13 protein-coding genes are annotated in these 14,655 nt (G+C 38.1%); 1 reads left to right on the top strand and 12 read right to left on the bottom strand.

Translation table 11 applies throughout. The features are described 5' to 3' along the window. Positions 1-30 precede the first annotated feature (30 nt). The 11 genes from KGF34_RS08430 to KGF34_RS08380 all read right to left on the bottom strand — a co-directional run bounded on the left by KGF34_RS08430 (position 31) and on the right by KGF34_RS08380 (position 12,109). Positions 31-879, bottom strand: a complete 849-nt coding sequence (locus KGF34_RS08430) for a ParB/RepB/Spo0J family partition protein (protein WP_252558726.1) — start codon at positions 877-879, stop codon at positions 31-33. Further along, positions 872-1,645, bottom strand: a complete 774-nt coding sequence (locus KGF34_RS08425) for an AAA family ATPase (RefSeq protein WP_117706661.1) — start codon at positions 1,643-1,645, stop codon at positions 872-874. The genes KGF34_RS08430 and KGF34_RS08425 overlap by 8 nt, the downstream gene beginning before the upstream one ends. A 465-nt stretch (positions 1,646-2,110) precedes the next feature. Then, on the bottom strand, positions 2,111-4,480 hold the full coding sequence (locus KGF34_RS08420; RefSeq protein ID WP_252558725.1) for a glycogen/starch/alpha-glucan phosphorylase: 2,370 nt from the start codon (positions 4,478-4,480) through the stop codon (positions 2,111-2,113). Positions 4,481-4,484: 4 nt separating this feature from the next. Next, on the bottom strand, positions 4,485-5,972 hold the full coding sequence (malQ, locus tag KGF34_RS08415; RefSeq protein ID WP_252558724.1) for a 4-alpha-glucanotransferase: 1,488 nt from the start codon (positions 5,970-5,972) through the stop codon (positions 4,485-4,487). Between the two features lie 173 nt (positions 5,973-6,145). Then, positions 6,146-6,688: a CinA family protein gene (locus tag KGF34_RS08410; protein ID WP_252558723.1), complete on the bottom strand. Its 543-nt coding sequence runs from the start codon at positions 6,686-6,688 to the stop codon at positions 6,146-6,148. A gap of 47 nt (positions 6,689-6,735) precedes the next feature. Further along, positions 6,736-7,008, bottom strand: a complete 273-nt coding sequence (locus KGF34_RS08405) for a hypothetical protein (RefSeq protein WP_252558722.1) — start codon at positions 7,006-7,008, stop codon at positions 6,736-6,738. A 68-nt stretch (positions 7,009-7,076) separates the two neighbouring features. Continuing rightward, positions 7,077-7,763: a DUF6062 family protein gene (locus KGF34_RS08400; RefSeq protein WP_252558721.1), complete on the bottom strand. Its 687-nt coding sequence runs from the start codon at positions 7,761-7,763 to the stop codon at positions 7,077-7,079. Between the two features lie 206 nt (positions 7,764-7,969). Next, positions 7,970-8,845, bottom strand: a complete 876-nt coding sequence (locus KGF34_RS08395; RefSeq protein ID WP_354667445.1) for an alpha/beta hydrolase — start codon at positions 8,843-8,845, stop codon at positions 7,970-7,972. A 691-nt stretch (positions 8,846-9,536) separates the two neighbouring features. Next, the gene (locus KGF34_RS08390) at positions 9,537-10,091 is read right to left on the bottom strand and encodes a Fe-S-containing hydro-lyase (protein ID WP_252558720.1); all 555 of its coding nucleotides are present in this window, start codon (positions 10,089-10,091) and stop codon (positions 9,537-9,539) included. Positions 10,092-10,104: 13 nt separating this feature from the next. Next, positions 10,105-10,950: a fumarate hydratase gene (locus tag KGF34_RS08385; protein ID WP_252560210.1), complete on the bottom strand. Its 846-nt coding sequence runs from the start codon at positions 10,948-10,950 to the stop codon at positions 10,105-10,107. A 319-nt stretch (positions 10,951-11,269) separates the two neighbouring features. Beyond that, the gene (locus tag KGF34_RS08380; RefSeq protein WP_252558719.1) at positions 11,270-12,109 is read right to left on the bottom strand and encodes an AraC family transcriptional regulator; all 840 of its coding nucleotides are present in this window, start codon (positions 12,107-12,109) and stop codon (positions 11,270-11,272) included. Between the two features lie 158 nt (positions 12,110-12,267). Here KGF34_RS08380 and KGF34_RS08375 point away from each other — a divergent pair, with 158 nt between their 5' ends. Further along, positions 12,268-13,083: an AraC family transcriptional regulator gene (locus KGF34_RS08375; protein WP_186936364.1), complete on the top strand. Its 816-nt coding sequence runs from the start codon at positions 12,268-12,270 to the stop codon at positions 13,081-13,083. A gap of 85 nt (positions 13,084-13,168) precedes the next feature. Here KGF34_RS08375 and KGF34_RS08370 read toward each other — a convergent pair whose 3' ends face one another. Continuing rightward, positions 13,169-14,614: an RNA-binding domain-containing protein gene (locus KGF34_RS08370; protein WP_022234763.1), complete on the bottom strand. Its 1,446-nt coding sequence runs from the start codon at positions 14,612-14,614 to the stop codon at positions 13,169-13,171. Positions 14,615-14,655: the final 41 nt, after the last annotated feature.

The raw sequence follows: 14,655 nt of genomic DNA, 5'->3' as shown, positions 1-14,655 counted from the left end.
TTTAATATGCCATACGGCAAATAGAAATATCTATTTTAATTTATTTGAAAGCTCGGTCAGCTCTTCATCTGAATAGAACTCAATTTGAAGTACGCCGCCTTGCTTACCTTTGTTTTTATTTACCTTGATTTTTCTGCCAAGACTTTCGTTCAGTGCAAGCTCAACCATACTGTAAAAAGACGGTTTTCTCTCCGGTTGAGTATCTTCCTCAACTTCCGTCTTTTTCTTTGCAAGTTTTTCCGCCTGACGAACCGATAAATCTTTTTTATAGATAAGTTCCGCAAGTTCAAGCATATCTTCTTCGTTGTCAAGCATAAGCAATGCTCTTGCGTGGCCTGCGGAAATTTTGTCTTGCTTTACATACTCAAGAACACTGTCCGGCAGTTTTAAAATTCTAAGCGAATTTGCAATTGCAGGTCTTGATTTACCGACGGATGTTGCAACTTCTTCCTGCGAAAAGCCATGCTCGTCAATAAGTGCTTTGTAACCGAGTGCCTCTTCAATAGGCGACAAGTCCTCACGCTGTAGATTTTCGATGAGCGCAAGCTCCATAGTTTCTGTATCCGAAAGTTCTCGAATTGTAACAGGCACTTCGGTAAGTCCTGCCATTCTGCAAGCACGGTATCTTCTTTCGCCTGCTACTATCTGATAGCCGCCGATTGGCAGTGGTCGAACAAGCAAAGGCTGCAGAAGTCCGTGTTGTGAAATACTCTGTGCAAGGTCGGATAATGAATTTTCGTCAAAATCTCTACGAGGCTGGGAGCGGTTTGGTTCGATTTCAGATATTTTCAGCATAACGGAGCTGTTGCTGTCTTCGGTTTCGTTCTCGGCAAAAATAGTATCAAGGCCCTTGCCAAGACCGCCAAATTTTTTACTCATAGCTTCTCTCCTTTGCTATTATTTCCTTTGCAAGTTCCGTGTATGTAATACTTCCCTTGCAATTCTTGTCATAGTAAATTACGGGCATACCAAAGCTTGGAGCCTCCGACAGTCTTACACCTCTCGGAATTACGGTTTTAAACACCTTACGAGGGAAGAATTTTTTAACTTCCTCGACAACCTGCTGTGTAAGATTCAGTCTGCCGTCATACATTGTAAGCAAAACACCTTCAATGTCAATAGTGTTGTTGTATTGTCTTTTAATTCGTCTTACCGTACTCATAAGCTGTGTCAGACCTTCAAGTGCATAATATTCGCACTGAATCGGCACTAAAAAAGTATCTGATGCCGTAAGAGCATTAGTTGTAATAAGTCCGAGTGACGGTGGGCAGTCAATGATTATGTAATCATAGTATTGCTTAATTGGCAAAAGAGCATTTTTTAAAATAGACTCTCTGCCCTTTTTATCGGAAATTTCAAGTTCAGCGGCGGCAAGGTCAAGACTTGACGGCAGAATATGCAAATTTTCATACGGAGTTGTAACAATACAACTCTCTGCCTTAGCACCGTCAACCAAAATTTCATAGGTTGAGGCAGTAACCTTACGCTTATCAATAGCAACACCGCTTGTTGCGTTACCCTGTGGGTCGGCGTCAACGAGCAAAGTTTTTTTGCCCAAAGCGCCCAAACAAGCAGCAAGATTAACCGCTGTGGTGGTTTTGCCAACACCACCTTTCTGGTTTGAAATTGAAATAATTTTAGCCAAAATATCACCTTTACCGTAAAATAATGCGTGTTTTCTAAATCTAATATACATTATACCACTAATAATGCATATTTAAAAGAGTATTTATAGAATAATTGTAATTTTTCTTATATTTTTTGTTTGTTAAACAGTAAAAATGTTTCACGTGAAACATTGTATCAACGGTTGGGTAATTTTGTTTGAGCTCGTACAAAACTTTATACTCGGACTAATAAATTTGGTCAACCTTTAAAAAGGCTTGACCTAAATTTTTTATTATTTGTGCATTAAAAACTTTTTGGCTCTAAAACCCGACTAATTAAATCGCCGCAATACTCAAATAAGGAATTTCTTTTATAACCTCCTCTCCCCCACTCTAACTATCCCAGATATTTTTACATAACACAAAAAGTCCGACAACAACCTTAGTTATTGCCGGACTTTAACGATTTAAATTAATGAAAAGTTATTTACTTATATAATCAATTAAACTTTTCTGTAAGATGTGTGCCAAATATCCTTAGCATACTCTACGATAGCTCTGTCTGATGAGAACTTACCTGCATTAGCAATGTTGATAAGACACTTCTTACCAAACTCTTTACGGTTAGCATAATCTGAGTTAGCTCTGATCTTTGTTTCAACATAAAGTGGGAGATCATAGATGTGGAAGTAGTGGTCTGCCTCCTGCCATGATGTACCATTGATAAGAGCATTGTGGAGTTCAGCAAAGCTGCCCTCGCCCTGAGCGCCGTCATCATCAAATGTGCCGTCGATAAGTGTATCAACAACCTTCTTGATTTCAGGATTAGCCTCATAAAGCTTCTTAGGATCGTAGCCTTCCTTCTTAAGTCTTTCAATATCTTCTACTCTTGCACCGAAGATATACTCGTTCTCTTCGCCTGCGCACTCTGCGATTTCGATGTTTGCACCGTCATATGTGCCGAGTGTTAATGCGCCGTTGAGCATAAACTTCATATTACCTGTACCTGATGCCTCAAGACCTGCGGTAGATGTCTGCTCTGAAAGGTCAGCAGCAACTACGATCTTTTCAGCGTAAGATACATTGTAGTTAGAAATGAATACAACCTTAAGTTTATCCTTTGTATCAGGATCGTTGTTTACAAGGTCAGCAATCTCGTTGATGTACTTAATGATTGCCTTAGCTCTTGCATAACCGGGAGCAGCCTTAGCACCAAAGATAAATGTTGTTGGTGTCCAGTTAGGAAGCTTGCCCTCTTTAATGCGGAAGTAAATTGTCATAATTGAGAAAGCATTGAGAAGCTGTCTTTTATATTCGTGAAGTCTTTTTACCTGAATATCATAGATAGAATCAGGGTTAATCTCTACGCCGTCCATCTTCTTGATGTACTCTGCAAGCTGAACTTTCTTCTTCTTCTTGATTGTGTTAAACTTTGTAATTGTCTTAGCATCAATGCAGTCATTGAGCTTTGAAAGAAGTGAAAGGTCAATAAGCCAGTTGTCGCTGCCAACTTTCTCTGTGATAAGTGCAGAAAGTTCAGGGTTGCAAAGACCTAACCAACGGCGCTGTGTAATACCGTTTGTCTTGTTCTGGAATCTTTCAGGATATACCTGGTACCACTCCTTAAGAACATCGTCCTTGAGGATCTCTGTGTGAAGCTTAGCAACACCGTTTACATATGTGCCTGCATAAGTTGCAAGTCTTGCCATATGAACTGTGTTAGCGTCAACAATACGCATCTTAGCTTTCATATCCTCACTAATGCCCTTAGCTGTGAGCTCTTCCTGGAGCTTATTTGCGATAAGGCAGATGATATGGTAAATTTCAGGAATTACCTGCATCATAAGGTCAGCATGCCACTTCTCGAGAGCCTCGCCGAGAACTGTGTGGTTTGTATAAGCGCAAGTCTTTCTTGCGATTTCAAATGCCTCGTCAAAGTTCATACCCTCGTTCATAAGAAGTCTTACGAGTTCAGGGATTGAACATACAGGGTGTGTATCGTTAAGCTGAATAGCGTTTTCCTTAGCAAAGAAGCTGAAATCGTTGCCGTGCTTTGCTTTGTATCTGCGCATAATATCCTGAAGTGATGCTGAGCAGAAGAAATACTGCTGCTTAAGTCTTAAAACTTTACCTTCATACTTATTATCGTTAGGATAAAGAACCTTAGTGATGTTTTCAGCATCGTTCTTCTCCTGAACTGCTCTGTTGTACTCTGTATTGTTAAATGCCTGGAAGTCAAACTCATTGATAGCTTCAGCCTGCCAAAGTCTGAGTGTGTTGATGTTAGTTGTCTTACAGCCGATAACAGCCATATCGTAAGGAACAGCCTTAACTGTCTGACCCTTAAATGATACTGTTACAGCCTCGTCCTCACGACGGAGGCACCACGGATCATCAAATCTCTGCCAATCGTCAGCAACTTCTACCTGATAACCGTCTTTGATGAGCTGCTTGAAAAGACCATACTTATAACGAATGCCGTAACCGTCGAGCGGTACTTCCATAGTAGCGGCACTGTCGAGATAGCAAGCTGCAAGACGACCAAGACCGCCGTTACCGAGAGCTGCATCGTCAATATCTTCAAATACATTGATGTCAACGCCCTTTTTCTTGAGCATCTTCTTTACATCATCAAGAATACCGAGGCAGTAAAGGTTGTTGTACATCATTCTGCCCATAAGAAATTCAGCAGAGAAGTAGTAAGCTCTGCGCTCGCTGTTGTGTTTAGCTTTGCTTGCTGCCCAGTTGTCGGCAATTTCGCCCATAACAGCCTTGCCGAGAGAAAGATGAAGTTCGGAAGGTGTAAGCTCTTCTATCTTCTTACAATACATAGACTGTGCTGTAAGCTCAAGCTTTTCCATAATATTGCTCATTTGTTTAGTCCTCCAGTCGTCCGCTATTTACAGACATTGTTTTTAATTTTTCTGCAAGCTCATCAGTAAGAGCCGCTTTATCAACTCTCCAAGTCCAGTTACCGCCGAGTGTTGACGGAATGTTCATTCTTGCCTCTTTGCCAAGGCCGAGAATATCCTGAACAGGAATAATAGCCATACCTGCCTTGCTCTCATATGCTGTACGGATAAGACCCCAGTTAAAAGGCTCGTCCTCAGGCATCTGGCAGTAACTTCTTGCATAGCTTACATCCTCAGGCTTAGCTGTTTCTACCCAGCCCATAACGGTGTCATTATCGTGAGTACCTGTGTAAACAATGCAGTTTTCAGTATATTTATGCGGGAGATAATCGTTCTCTTCACCGCTGTCAAAAGCAAACTCAAGTACCTTCATTCCCGGATAACCTGTCTGCTCCATAAGCTCGGTAACATCGGGAGTAAGAGTTCCGAGATCCTCTGCAACAATATCAATCTTGCCGATAGCCTCTTCCATCATCTTGAAGAACTTAATGCGTGGACCTTCAACCCACTCACCGTTAATAGCGTTTTCAGCAGGGTAAGGAATTGAATAGTAGCTTGCAAAAGCTCTGAAGTGGTCGATTCTTGTGAGATCATAAAGCTTTGACGCAGCTTTAATTCTCTCAAACCACCACTCGTAATCTGTTTCTGCGAGGTAATCCCAGTCATAAAGAGGATTGCCCCAGAGCTGACCTGTTGCCGAGAAATAGTCAGGCGGACAACCTGCAACTGCAATAGGATCACCGTCATCATAAAGTTGGAACAACTCAGGATTTGCCCAAGTATCTGCACTATCCATAGCAACATAGATAGGCATATCACCCAAAATCTTAATTCCAAGACCGTTTACATAAGCACGGAAAGCCTCCCACTGCTCATAAAACTTAAACTGTAAGAATTTCCAGAAATCAACATCGTCTTTAAGCTTGCGCTCATAACGCTTAACAGCAGCTTCCTCGTGCATACGGATTTCTTCGTCCGGCCACTCTGTCCAGGAAACCATATTAAAGCTCTTCTTTACAGCCATATAAAGTGCGTAATTCTTGAGCCACTTGCTGTTCTTTCTCTTAAATGAGGAGAAAGCCTTCTGGTCTTTCTTTTTGAAATTATCGTAAGCAATTCTAAGAGCGTCGAATCTGTTGTTGTAGATTTTTTCGTAATCTACTTCAGCATCGTTAGAACCCCAATCATAGCTATCGAGCTGCTCTTTAGTAATAAGACCCTCTTCACAAAGTGTGTCAAGGTCAATCAGGTAAGGGTTACCTGCATAAGTTGAAAAGGACTGATAAGGAGAGTCGCCGTAGCTTGTAGGGCCGACAGGAAGAATCTGCCATACCTTCTGACCTGCCTTTTTGAGGAAGTCAGCGAACTCACGAGCCTCTTTACCAATAGTACCAATTCCGTAGGGGGACGGAAGCGAAGTAACCGACAACAGGATACCTGCACTTCTTTCCATTAAAATCAACTCCATTCTGACGGATATTAAGTTATATTTTCGGGATAAATCAAAAGATTAAATTATAATTACTTAAATGAATTATAATTTAAGGGCAAAAAAACCCCCATATCCACAGTTACGATTTTATTTTACCACAATATTAATTTTTTTACAAGATTTTTTTACAACATTTAGGTTAATTTCCAAATTGTATAAAGAACGGCATTACAAGCAAGTTTTCTTATATAATTTCGGGAATTTTTACTTCCGTTTGTTTCACCGAGCAAAAGTTTTATGGGAAATTTACTGCAATTTGCACAAATTCCCACATAAACAAGTCCGACAGGTTTTTCATCTGTTCCGCCTGTCGGCCCTGCAATACCCGTGGTGCTTGCGCCGATGTCGGCATTTGCAAGTTTTTTTACACCCTCCGCCATCTGCAAAGCGGTTTCGGGCGACACTGCGCCGAGTGTGTTAAGAGTTTCTTCGCTCACTCCGAGCACCTTGTGCTTAATTTCGTTTGCATACGAGCAAACACCGCAGTCAAAAACCTCGCTTGCACCGCTCACGGCGGTAATTCTTCCCGAAAGCAAACCGCCCGTGCAGCTTTCGGCGGTGGCAAGCTTAAGGTTATTTTTTGTGAGCTTTTCCACTACCATATTCTGCAGCTCATCGGGATTTATATTCTCTTCCCTGAAAATTTTTTCCAAATCATCGGCCGTATATGTCAGCATAGTAAGACTTCCTTTTTATAGTATATCCAAATTTATGTAAACTAATTTTAATCATCATCTTCAAGTTTGCCGCCGCAGTTTGGGCAATGCTTTGGATCGCCCTTTGTACTGAACGAAAGCAAACAGTTGCAATGCGGGCATCTGGCTTTTATAAAACCGAACACAAAACCTGCAATAATAATAAATATTCCTATAATAAATGTGGGATGAATGCTGTTCATTCCGAATTTAATCTTTGAAATAAAAGCAAAAATTGCTCCTAAGACACATATTAAACTTGCAAGATACCTGCATTGATTGGGATTTAAAAAATTTTTCATTATTTATTTAATCTTCCTTTATATAAGACATTGGGAGAAAATTCGGAAATTCCGAATTTTCTGTTTTATCAATCCGTACCCGTCAAAAACGCAATACTTCTTTCAATCGAATCTTTTGATGTGCCCCAATCCTGTCCCTGACTGCGGTAATCGAACATTGAACAAAAGTGTGTAATATCCGCCTTAAGGCTTACAAGGTAATTTTTTGTGAGGGCGGCGGTTTCAGCGTAAAAGTCAGGCAAAAGTTTTGACGAAATTCCGCCCTTGCCCGTTGCGGCACTCATTATAAAAGAATAGTGCTTTAAACAGATAAACTGCTGTTCGTTATACAACTTTCTGAATTCTTCGCCCTTTGCCCACTCTACAAAAACTGTTGCCATAAAATGGTGCATATCGCTTGCGATTCTGTCACAGACATAGCAGGAAGATAATTCTTCCTTAATGCCCTCAAGTTGTTTTTTGTCGGGCTTGCCTTTAAGTTTTGCAGGCATATATTTGTCGATAATTTCCTGCAAATGACTTTCTAAAATCAGCGCATTAGGCAATTTTTGACCTACCGTGAACATCTGCGAAAAATGGCGGTGACAAAAACCTTTTTTATTGGTTTCTATTCTGATGTTTGGCTCCATCATTGCATCGCCTGTAATGAATTTAACATACTGCTTTTCGAGCATATCCTCCATCCGGCAGATAGGGCAACCGTCTTTTGGCATAAAAATATCGTTTATCGGTATAGTACAGATTGTTTCCTTCACGGTAATTCTCCTTACACTGTTTATAATTAATAATTATATCACATTTTGACTGTTTTTTATATACTTTTTGGATTTTTTCTTTAATTCATTGTATATTTTTCTATAAGTTTGTTTATTTTTTCCGACTTAAAATAAATATTAAATACAAAGAAAAAGTTTTCAACAGCATTATAATAAATTGTTGAAAACTTTTCTTGTTAATTATATCATTTATAAAGTGTGTCCTTGAAAAAATCCGCTACCATATCCCATAGTTTTTCCTGTGCAAAGAAAATATCTGCGTGTTCTGCGCCGTTTACGGCTACCAATGTTGCGTCGCAACCGTTTTTTATAAGCAAATCATAAAGCACCTTGCCTTGCGAAAACGGAACAGTTGAATCGTTTGTGCCATGAAAAATCATAAAAGGCGGTGCTGACGGTGTTACAAATGATACAGGGCAACATTCCTGCGCCTTTTCCTTGTTGAGAACTACATTCATTCCGAGCATAAGCGACTCCATACTAGTGCCTGCCTCAAGAGCTGATTTGTACGGAAAAGTTGCAAGGTCAGTTGGCGGATAAAACGGACAACAAGCCTGAACTTCGCTTGAATAATCGAGATAATTGCCGACATCAAGGCTTTTGTCGTTGTTGAGTGCGCACATTGCGGCAAGATAACCGCCCGCAGATTCGCCTGCAACACCGAATTTATTTTCGTCAAGAGAGTAACGCTCGGCGTGAGCCTTAAGGTAACGGATAGCCGCCTTTACATCTTCAAGCGGCATTGGGTAAGCGCCCTCGTTGCTGGTACGATACTCAACGCTTGCCACGGCAAAACCGTTAAGAGCGAGTTTTGCAAGGTAAGCAAGGTGAGCGGATTTATCCATTCTTATCCAACCGCCGCCGCAAATCCAAACAATGCAGGGGACTTTTTTCATTCTGCTCTGCGGATAAATCAAATCCAGCTTTAAATCTCGTGTTGTATGACCAAACCAAGCGTCAACCTGAGCAAATGTAATATCAGAAACAGTGTAGTATCTCGGCTTTTCAATATTCAAATCAAGATTAATAATCATAATTTGTCCTTTCTTTGTTAAAAACATATAATAAATAATTAATTTGTAAATTTTATATGATAATTTTAACACAAAATAAATAAAATTACAATAAATAAAATGGCAGTTGCTTTGTTGTTTTATAATTTATTTTGACTATTTTAAGTTTGGCAAAAAAGTTTAGAATAATAAATTCAAAATTTAGGTCAACCCTTTTTAAAGGGTTGCGGGTTTGGGCAGAGCCCATAAAATGCTATAAATTATCGCACATTTTTGATAGCCAAAAGGCTTGCCGTTTGGCGGTTTGAACATAACAGCGATAGCCAAATGCGAGAGCGACAAAAAGAAAAGCTACGCAACTAAAACTACTAATTTGCCACTTTTCAAGGGCAAATTAGCCACACACGCAAACTTTTGCGTCCTTTAGAATATCTTTTCTCTAAGACTGCTCAAGTGCAACTTTCTTACTTTCTGCCACTTAATTAATCTAAAGTTTAGTTATACTATTGAGCAATTACTACTGTTTGCTTTTAATGAAAATAAGTTTATTTTTATTAATTTGTGGGCGTTGCCCACACCCACACCCTTTGAAAAGGTTGACCAAACTTTTAACTTCGAGCAGAAAGTTTGGCTATTATTTTACTTTGTTGCCCGACCGAAAGTCATCTAACCATAATTTACCATAACTTTTGATAAAAAGCAAAAATAAAAAGGACTGCTGTTTTGCAGTCCTTAAAAATCAATCCTCTGTATTATACTTTTTCGGCTCGGTTTCATACACATTATTGCCCTTACTGTCAATTGCTACAATGCAAGGAAAATCTTCGACAGTATATCTTCTGACCGCCTCTGTTCCCAAATCTTCATAACACAGCATTTCTTCTTTTTTAATGCTCTTTGCTATCAAAGCGGCGGCACCGCCGATTGCCGCAAAATACACACAGCCGTTACGGACAATAGCGTCTATTACTTCCTTATTTCTTGCGCCTTTGCCTACCATTCCTTTTAATCCGAGGTCAAGCAATGCAGGTGCGTACTTATCCATTCTATAACTTGATGTAGGGCCTGCAGGGCCTACTGCGTATCCGGGTTTTGCAGGTGCAGGGCCTACATAATAAATTATTTCGCCCTTAATATCTACAGGAAGGTTTTCGCCTTTTTCAATAAGCTCAAAAAGTCTTTTATGTGCCGCATCTCTGCCTGTAAGCATTGTGCCGCTAAGCAAAACGCTTTCGCCTGCTTTTAAATTTTTTATATCTTCATCGCTGAGCGGTAATGTTAATTTTTTAGGCATAGTTCTCTCCCCCTTAAATTTCTGCGCTTGCGTGTCTTGCCGCATGGCAACAAATATTTACCGCAACAGGCATACCTGCGATATGAGTCGGCGAAGTTTCAATATTAACTCCGATTGCTGTTGTAGTTCCTCCAAGACCGGCAGGACCGAATCCCATTTTATTTATGCTCTCAAGCAATTCGTCCTCAAGTTTTGCGTAACGCTCGTCTTCATTGTGTGTGTCAATTGCTCTGAATGTTGCCTTTTTTGCAAGCTGGGCACATCTTTCAAATGTACCGCCGATACCTACGCCTACTACAATAGGTGGGCACGGGTTAGGACCTGCGGTTCTTACAGTATCAAGAATAAATTTTTTTACACCCTCAATTCCGTATGACGGAGTAAGCATTTTTATTGCAGACATATTCTCACTGCCAAAGCCTTTGCCGCCGGCAGTAATTTTTATTTTGTCACCTTTTACAATTCTTGTATGAATAATGGCAGGTGTGTTGTCCTTAGTATTTAATCGGTCAAAAACAGGGTCATTTACTACACTTTTTCTCAAGTAGCCGTCCTTATAAGCCTGTCGTACACCCTCGTTTACCGCATCTTCAAAACTGCCGTCCTCAATAACGACCTTATCGCCGTACTCTACAAACAAAATTGCCATACCTGTATCCTGGCAAAGAGGTACTTCTTCCTTTGCGGCAAGTTTGTCATTCTCAATAATCTGTGTAAGCACACTTTTGCCTACTTTTGACTTTTCGTTTTCTCTTGCTTTTTCAAGAGCGGTCATAATATCTTTGCCAATAAAATAATTGCAGTCGAGAAAAAGCTGTTTTACCGTTTGTGTTACGGTTTCAGCCTTAATTTGTCTGATATTCATACTCAAATTCCTTTCGGTGTGATTTATCCGTATCTTTTATTATAAAACTTTTTGTGACTTATTTCAATGAATTTTGACGCTTTATCTAAAGTTGAAGAAAATTATTGTTTTAAGAAAAGTTGTAATTAAATAATTAAAAAATTTAGGTCAAGCCTTTGAAAAGGTTGACCAAACCTTTACAATTGATTGGTAAAACATTTAGCTAAGCGTTAATTAATAAACTCCAATATTTTTACGCAAAAAGAACAACCACTGTAAAACAGTGGTCGTCCTTTTTGGGTATAATAAAGAAAAAACTTGTAATCAATTTTAATCATCTGTTAAGCAGATGTTTTTTATACTGTGCAGGAGTGTAACCGTAAACCTTTTTGCACTGCGTAATGAATGACTTTACATTTGCAAAGCCGTTTTCAACTGCAGCAACCGTTACGGTAGAATTTTTTGTAAGCATATCCTGCAAAGCATTTTCAAGACGAAGATTTGCAAGGTACTCCGAAAAGCTAACCTGTGTTACGCTCTTAAAGTATTTTGAGAAATAAGACGGCGAAAGATTAACCACGCTTGAAATCTCGTTAAGAGGAATCTCCTGCTTGAAGTTTTCGTTGATATACGCAATAGCGGTTTTTGCATATGAAAAATCACGCTTCGGTATAATGAAAGAATTAGAACTTCTCTTAAGCAAAGTACAATATTTAAGCAATTTGTAGTATAATAAATTAACTCCTGAAATCTGCTTTAATACACCGTATTCGTCATGGTCTATATCAATACTTGCAATCTGGCGCAAAATTTCGCAGATTTCACCTTTTTGCTCGGATCTATCGTGAAGATCAAAGATAACGCTGTCAATTGTCTTGCAAAACATTCTCATATATTCAAACGAAAGCTGAATAATAATCATATTCGCACGATGTCCCATTTTAGGACGAACCAAATGCACATCTTCGCTGTTAAAAATTTTACATTCCCCGGCAGGAAGATCCATAACCTCGCCGTTGTGAGAACACTCTCCAAGACCGTCAAGTACATATACAATCTCCGGTTCACGATGCCAGTGAAGTTCGGTTTTATGTGTATCAGACGATAAATCGCAATATAGAATTTTTGCCGGAATGTTTTTGTCATAATTTACGATTTCGTATTTGTAGTTCATTTTCACTACCTCCGCAAACAGATGTTGCATTTAACAAAATTTTGTTGTATTATGTAATTATTATAAACAAGTTTGTAAATTATTGATATAGATATTTGTTTTTAGTTTATAGATAAATGTTGCATAAAACTAAAAAAACGGAAATTTACAGGTGAAATATGGAAAAATATAATAAATACAATATACAAGCCGCTCATAATATTTTAAACGGAAAGTACCATTTTTCAAAAAAATACAGTATAATTGCCCTTAATCAAAACATTCCCGCCTTATATTATGTACTGAAGGGCAGTGGCATTTTATGGATTGACAAGATAAAATATGATATAACCGAAATGCAAAGTATATTTGTAAGACCAAATGTTGAGGCTACTTTTGAATGCGGAGATGACAACTGCGAATTGCTGTATGTATTTTTTACAGGTGTAGATTATATGTGGCTCATTTCTCATACGGCATTTACATCGGGACTTTATGTTACCCCGCCTATTGAATTACCTGATGTTGAAAAATTGTTCAATATTACTGTTGACGGAAAAGGAGACATTTATCAGAACGCAAGGATAAACGCAAGAATGTGCTATCTGCTTTCTTATTACATACAATATTTTCCTGCGGTAAACGAAGAGTTTAATCACTATGTACTCTCTGCGGCAAAATATATTGAACTCAATTACCGAAATTCAAGTTTTACCGCAACCGATGTTTCAAACTATCTGAAACTCGACCGTTCTTACCTTTATAAGCTGTTTAAATCGGAAATGGGTATGTCTGTACACGATTATATCAATAAATTACGAATTTCAAGGGCAAGTTCATTGCTTGCAACTTCCAATCTTACTATAAAAGATGTTGCAAGCGAATCGGGATTTGCAGATCAAATGTACTTCTCCCGACTTTTTAAAAAGAAAAAAAATCTTACTCCGAGTCAGTACAGGTCATATTTTAAAGATTCACAACAAGATGATATTTAACAAAAATCCGCATTTGTGTAAAATGCGGATTTTCTTGCTTTTAAACATTTTTATTTTGCAAACATCTTTGTTTAGGATTTTATTTTTAGCTTTTACTTACCGAAATATATTTTTGCTTGCTGCTTGTAGGTTTTTCGGGAATGGTCATTTTAAGTTTTCCTTCACTAATTAAAGGAGTTAAATATCTCTTACCAAAACCTTTTGCATTTTTTAAATTAAAGTATTCAGTAATTTCTTTTTTAGTTCTAGGAACTTCGCAAAAATCAAGTATTTTTTCAAAAACATCTTCACCTTGGGTACTGACTTGGGTACTGACTTGGGTATTTTCATCTTTTTGAGGACCGACAATTTCAGTTGCCGCCTTTGAAAGAGGAATAATAATTTTAAATACATCACCTTCAATAAATTCAGGTGTACCGCCGGAATAAAGCTTTGTATATTTAAAAGTGTTTCTCATTCCCGAACCCAACTCATCCGCAAGGGAAACTTCTCTGAAAACTTTTGCAATTACAGGATTTTTTGAAAAAGGTTTAAAATCATTAAGTTCAAGTTCACCGTTACCATGCGAAACATTTCCGTTTTCAGTAAACATTTTATCCTTTTCAATCACAAATTTTGCAACATATCCGGTTGAATAATCACGATGAGCAAGACTGTTAGAAAATATTTCTCGTAAAATAGCATCTCTTGCACTCACAGCCTGCACACCTTCAAGTAAAAAAGGATCACTCAAATGCTTTTTACCAAAATTCATAAGTCTGTCAAATGTATCAAAAAGATTTGTTATTATAACATCTCGGTCGTCATATCTGTCTAAATTTTCAACTCTGAAAATAGCATCGGTTTTATATTGCGGTAAAGCAGATGCTATTATTTCATCTTTACCGAACAATAAAATTGCAGCTAATGTAATACCATCTTTATTGCTGTTACTTTCCCTTGCAATAAGACCAACGCTCCTTAATAACTCCTCATCAGTCATAGTCAGCCAAGGATGGTTTTTATTTCTTGCCCTTGACATTCTTCGTGCTCTCTCTATTACATCTGTGCGTAAATCGGATATATTATATTGTGTAAGTACATTATCAACAAAACATTTACCTTGTTTTCTGGAATATAAATTAAAAACCAAATCACCCGAATTTGTTATATCTACATCAGAATCATTATTTCTATCGTAAATTTTACCTCCGCATCTGCATACTTGTGGATTTTCAGGTACATAAATATGGATTAGATATTTATCTTGAAAAATTATATCTTCAATTTGTAAATACAATAAAGGATAAAATTTTGTGGGATTATTAATTGATGTAACAAAATTTTTCTTGATTTTTTCTATGCAATTCTTGTCAACACCAATTACTGTACCGTCATCTTTAACACCTAAAAAGATATGACCGCCAAATCTATTTGAAAAAGCACAAACAGTTTCATATACATCTTTTGTTATATCAACCGTTGATTTTTTAAACTCAATATCTATACCTTCACCTTTCGATATTAAGTTTTTTGCTTCATCATAAGTCATATAAAATTCTCCGTATTATTGAGTTATAATTATTATAAGTA

Source organism: Ruminococcus sp. FMBCY1, from assembly GCF_023921805.1.
GTDB classification, from domain to species: Bacteria; Bacillota; Clostridia; order Oscillospirales; family Acutalibacteraceae; genus Ruminococcoides; species Ruminococcoides intestinale_A.
This window is presented reverse-complemented; position numbering and strand designations above follow the sequence as displayed.

Excerpts from the sequence above, each read along its gene's own strand:
- KGF34_RS08430 (WP_252558726.1), bottom strand. The coding sequence starts at position 879 with ATGAGTAAAAAATTTGGCGGTCTTGGCAAGGGCCTTGATACTATTTTT.
- KGF34_RS08420 (WP_252558725.1), bottom strand. The coding sequence starts at position 4,480 with ATGAGCAATATTATGGAAAAGCTTGAGCTTACAGCACAGTCTATGTAT.
- malQ (WP_252558724.1), bottom strand. The coding sequence starts at position 5,972 with ATGGAAAGAAGTGCAGGTATCCTGTTGTCGGTTACTTCGCTTCCGTCC.
- KGF34_RS08410 (WP_252558723.1), bottom strand. The coding sequence starts at position 6,688 with ATGCTGACATATACGGCCGATGATTTGGAAAAAATTTTCAGGGAAGAG.
- KGF34_RS08405 (WP_252558722.1), bottom strand. The coding sequence starts at position 7,008 with ATGAAAAATTTTTTAAATCCCAATCAATGCAGGTATCTTGCAAGTTTA.
- KGF34_RS08395 (WP_354667445.1), bottom strand. The coding sequence starts at position 8,845 with ATGTTTTTAACAAAGAAAGGACAAATTATGATTATTAATCTTGATTTG.
- KGF34_RS08390 (WP_252558720.1), bottom strand. The coding sequence starts at position 10,091 with ATGCCTAAAAAATTAACATTACCGCTCAGCGATGAAGATATAAAAAAT.
- KGF34_RS08380 (WP_252558719.1), bottom strand. The coding sequence starts at position 12,109 with ATGAACTACAAATACGAAATCGTAAATTATGACAAAAACATTCCGGCA.
- KGF34_RS08375 (WP_186936364.1), top strand. The coding sequence starts at position 12,268 with ATGGAAAAATATAATAAATACAATATACAAGCCGCTCATAATATTTTA.
- KGF34_RS08370 (WP_022234763.1), bottom strand. The coding sequence starts at position 14,614 with ATGACTTATGATGAAGCAAAAAACTTAATATCGAAAGGTGAAGGTATA.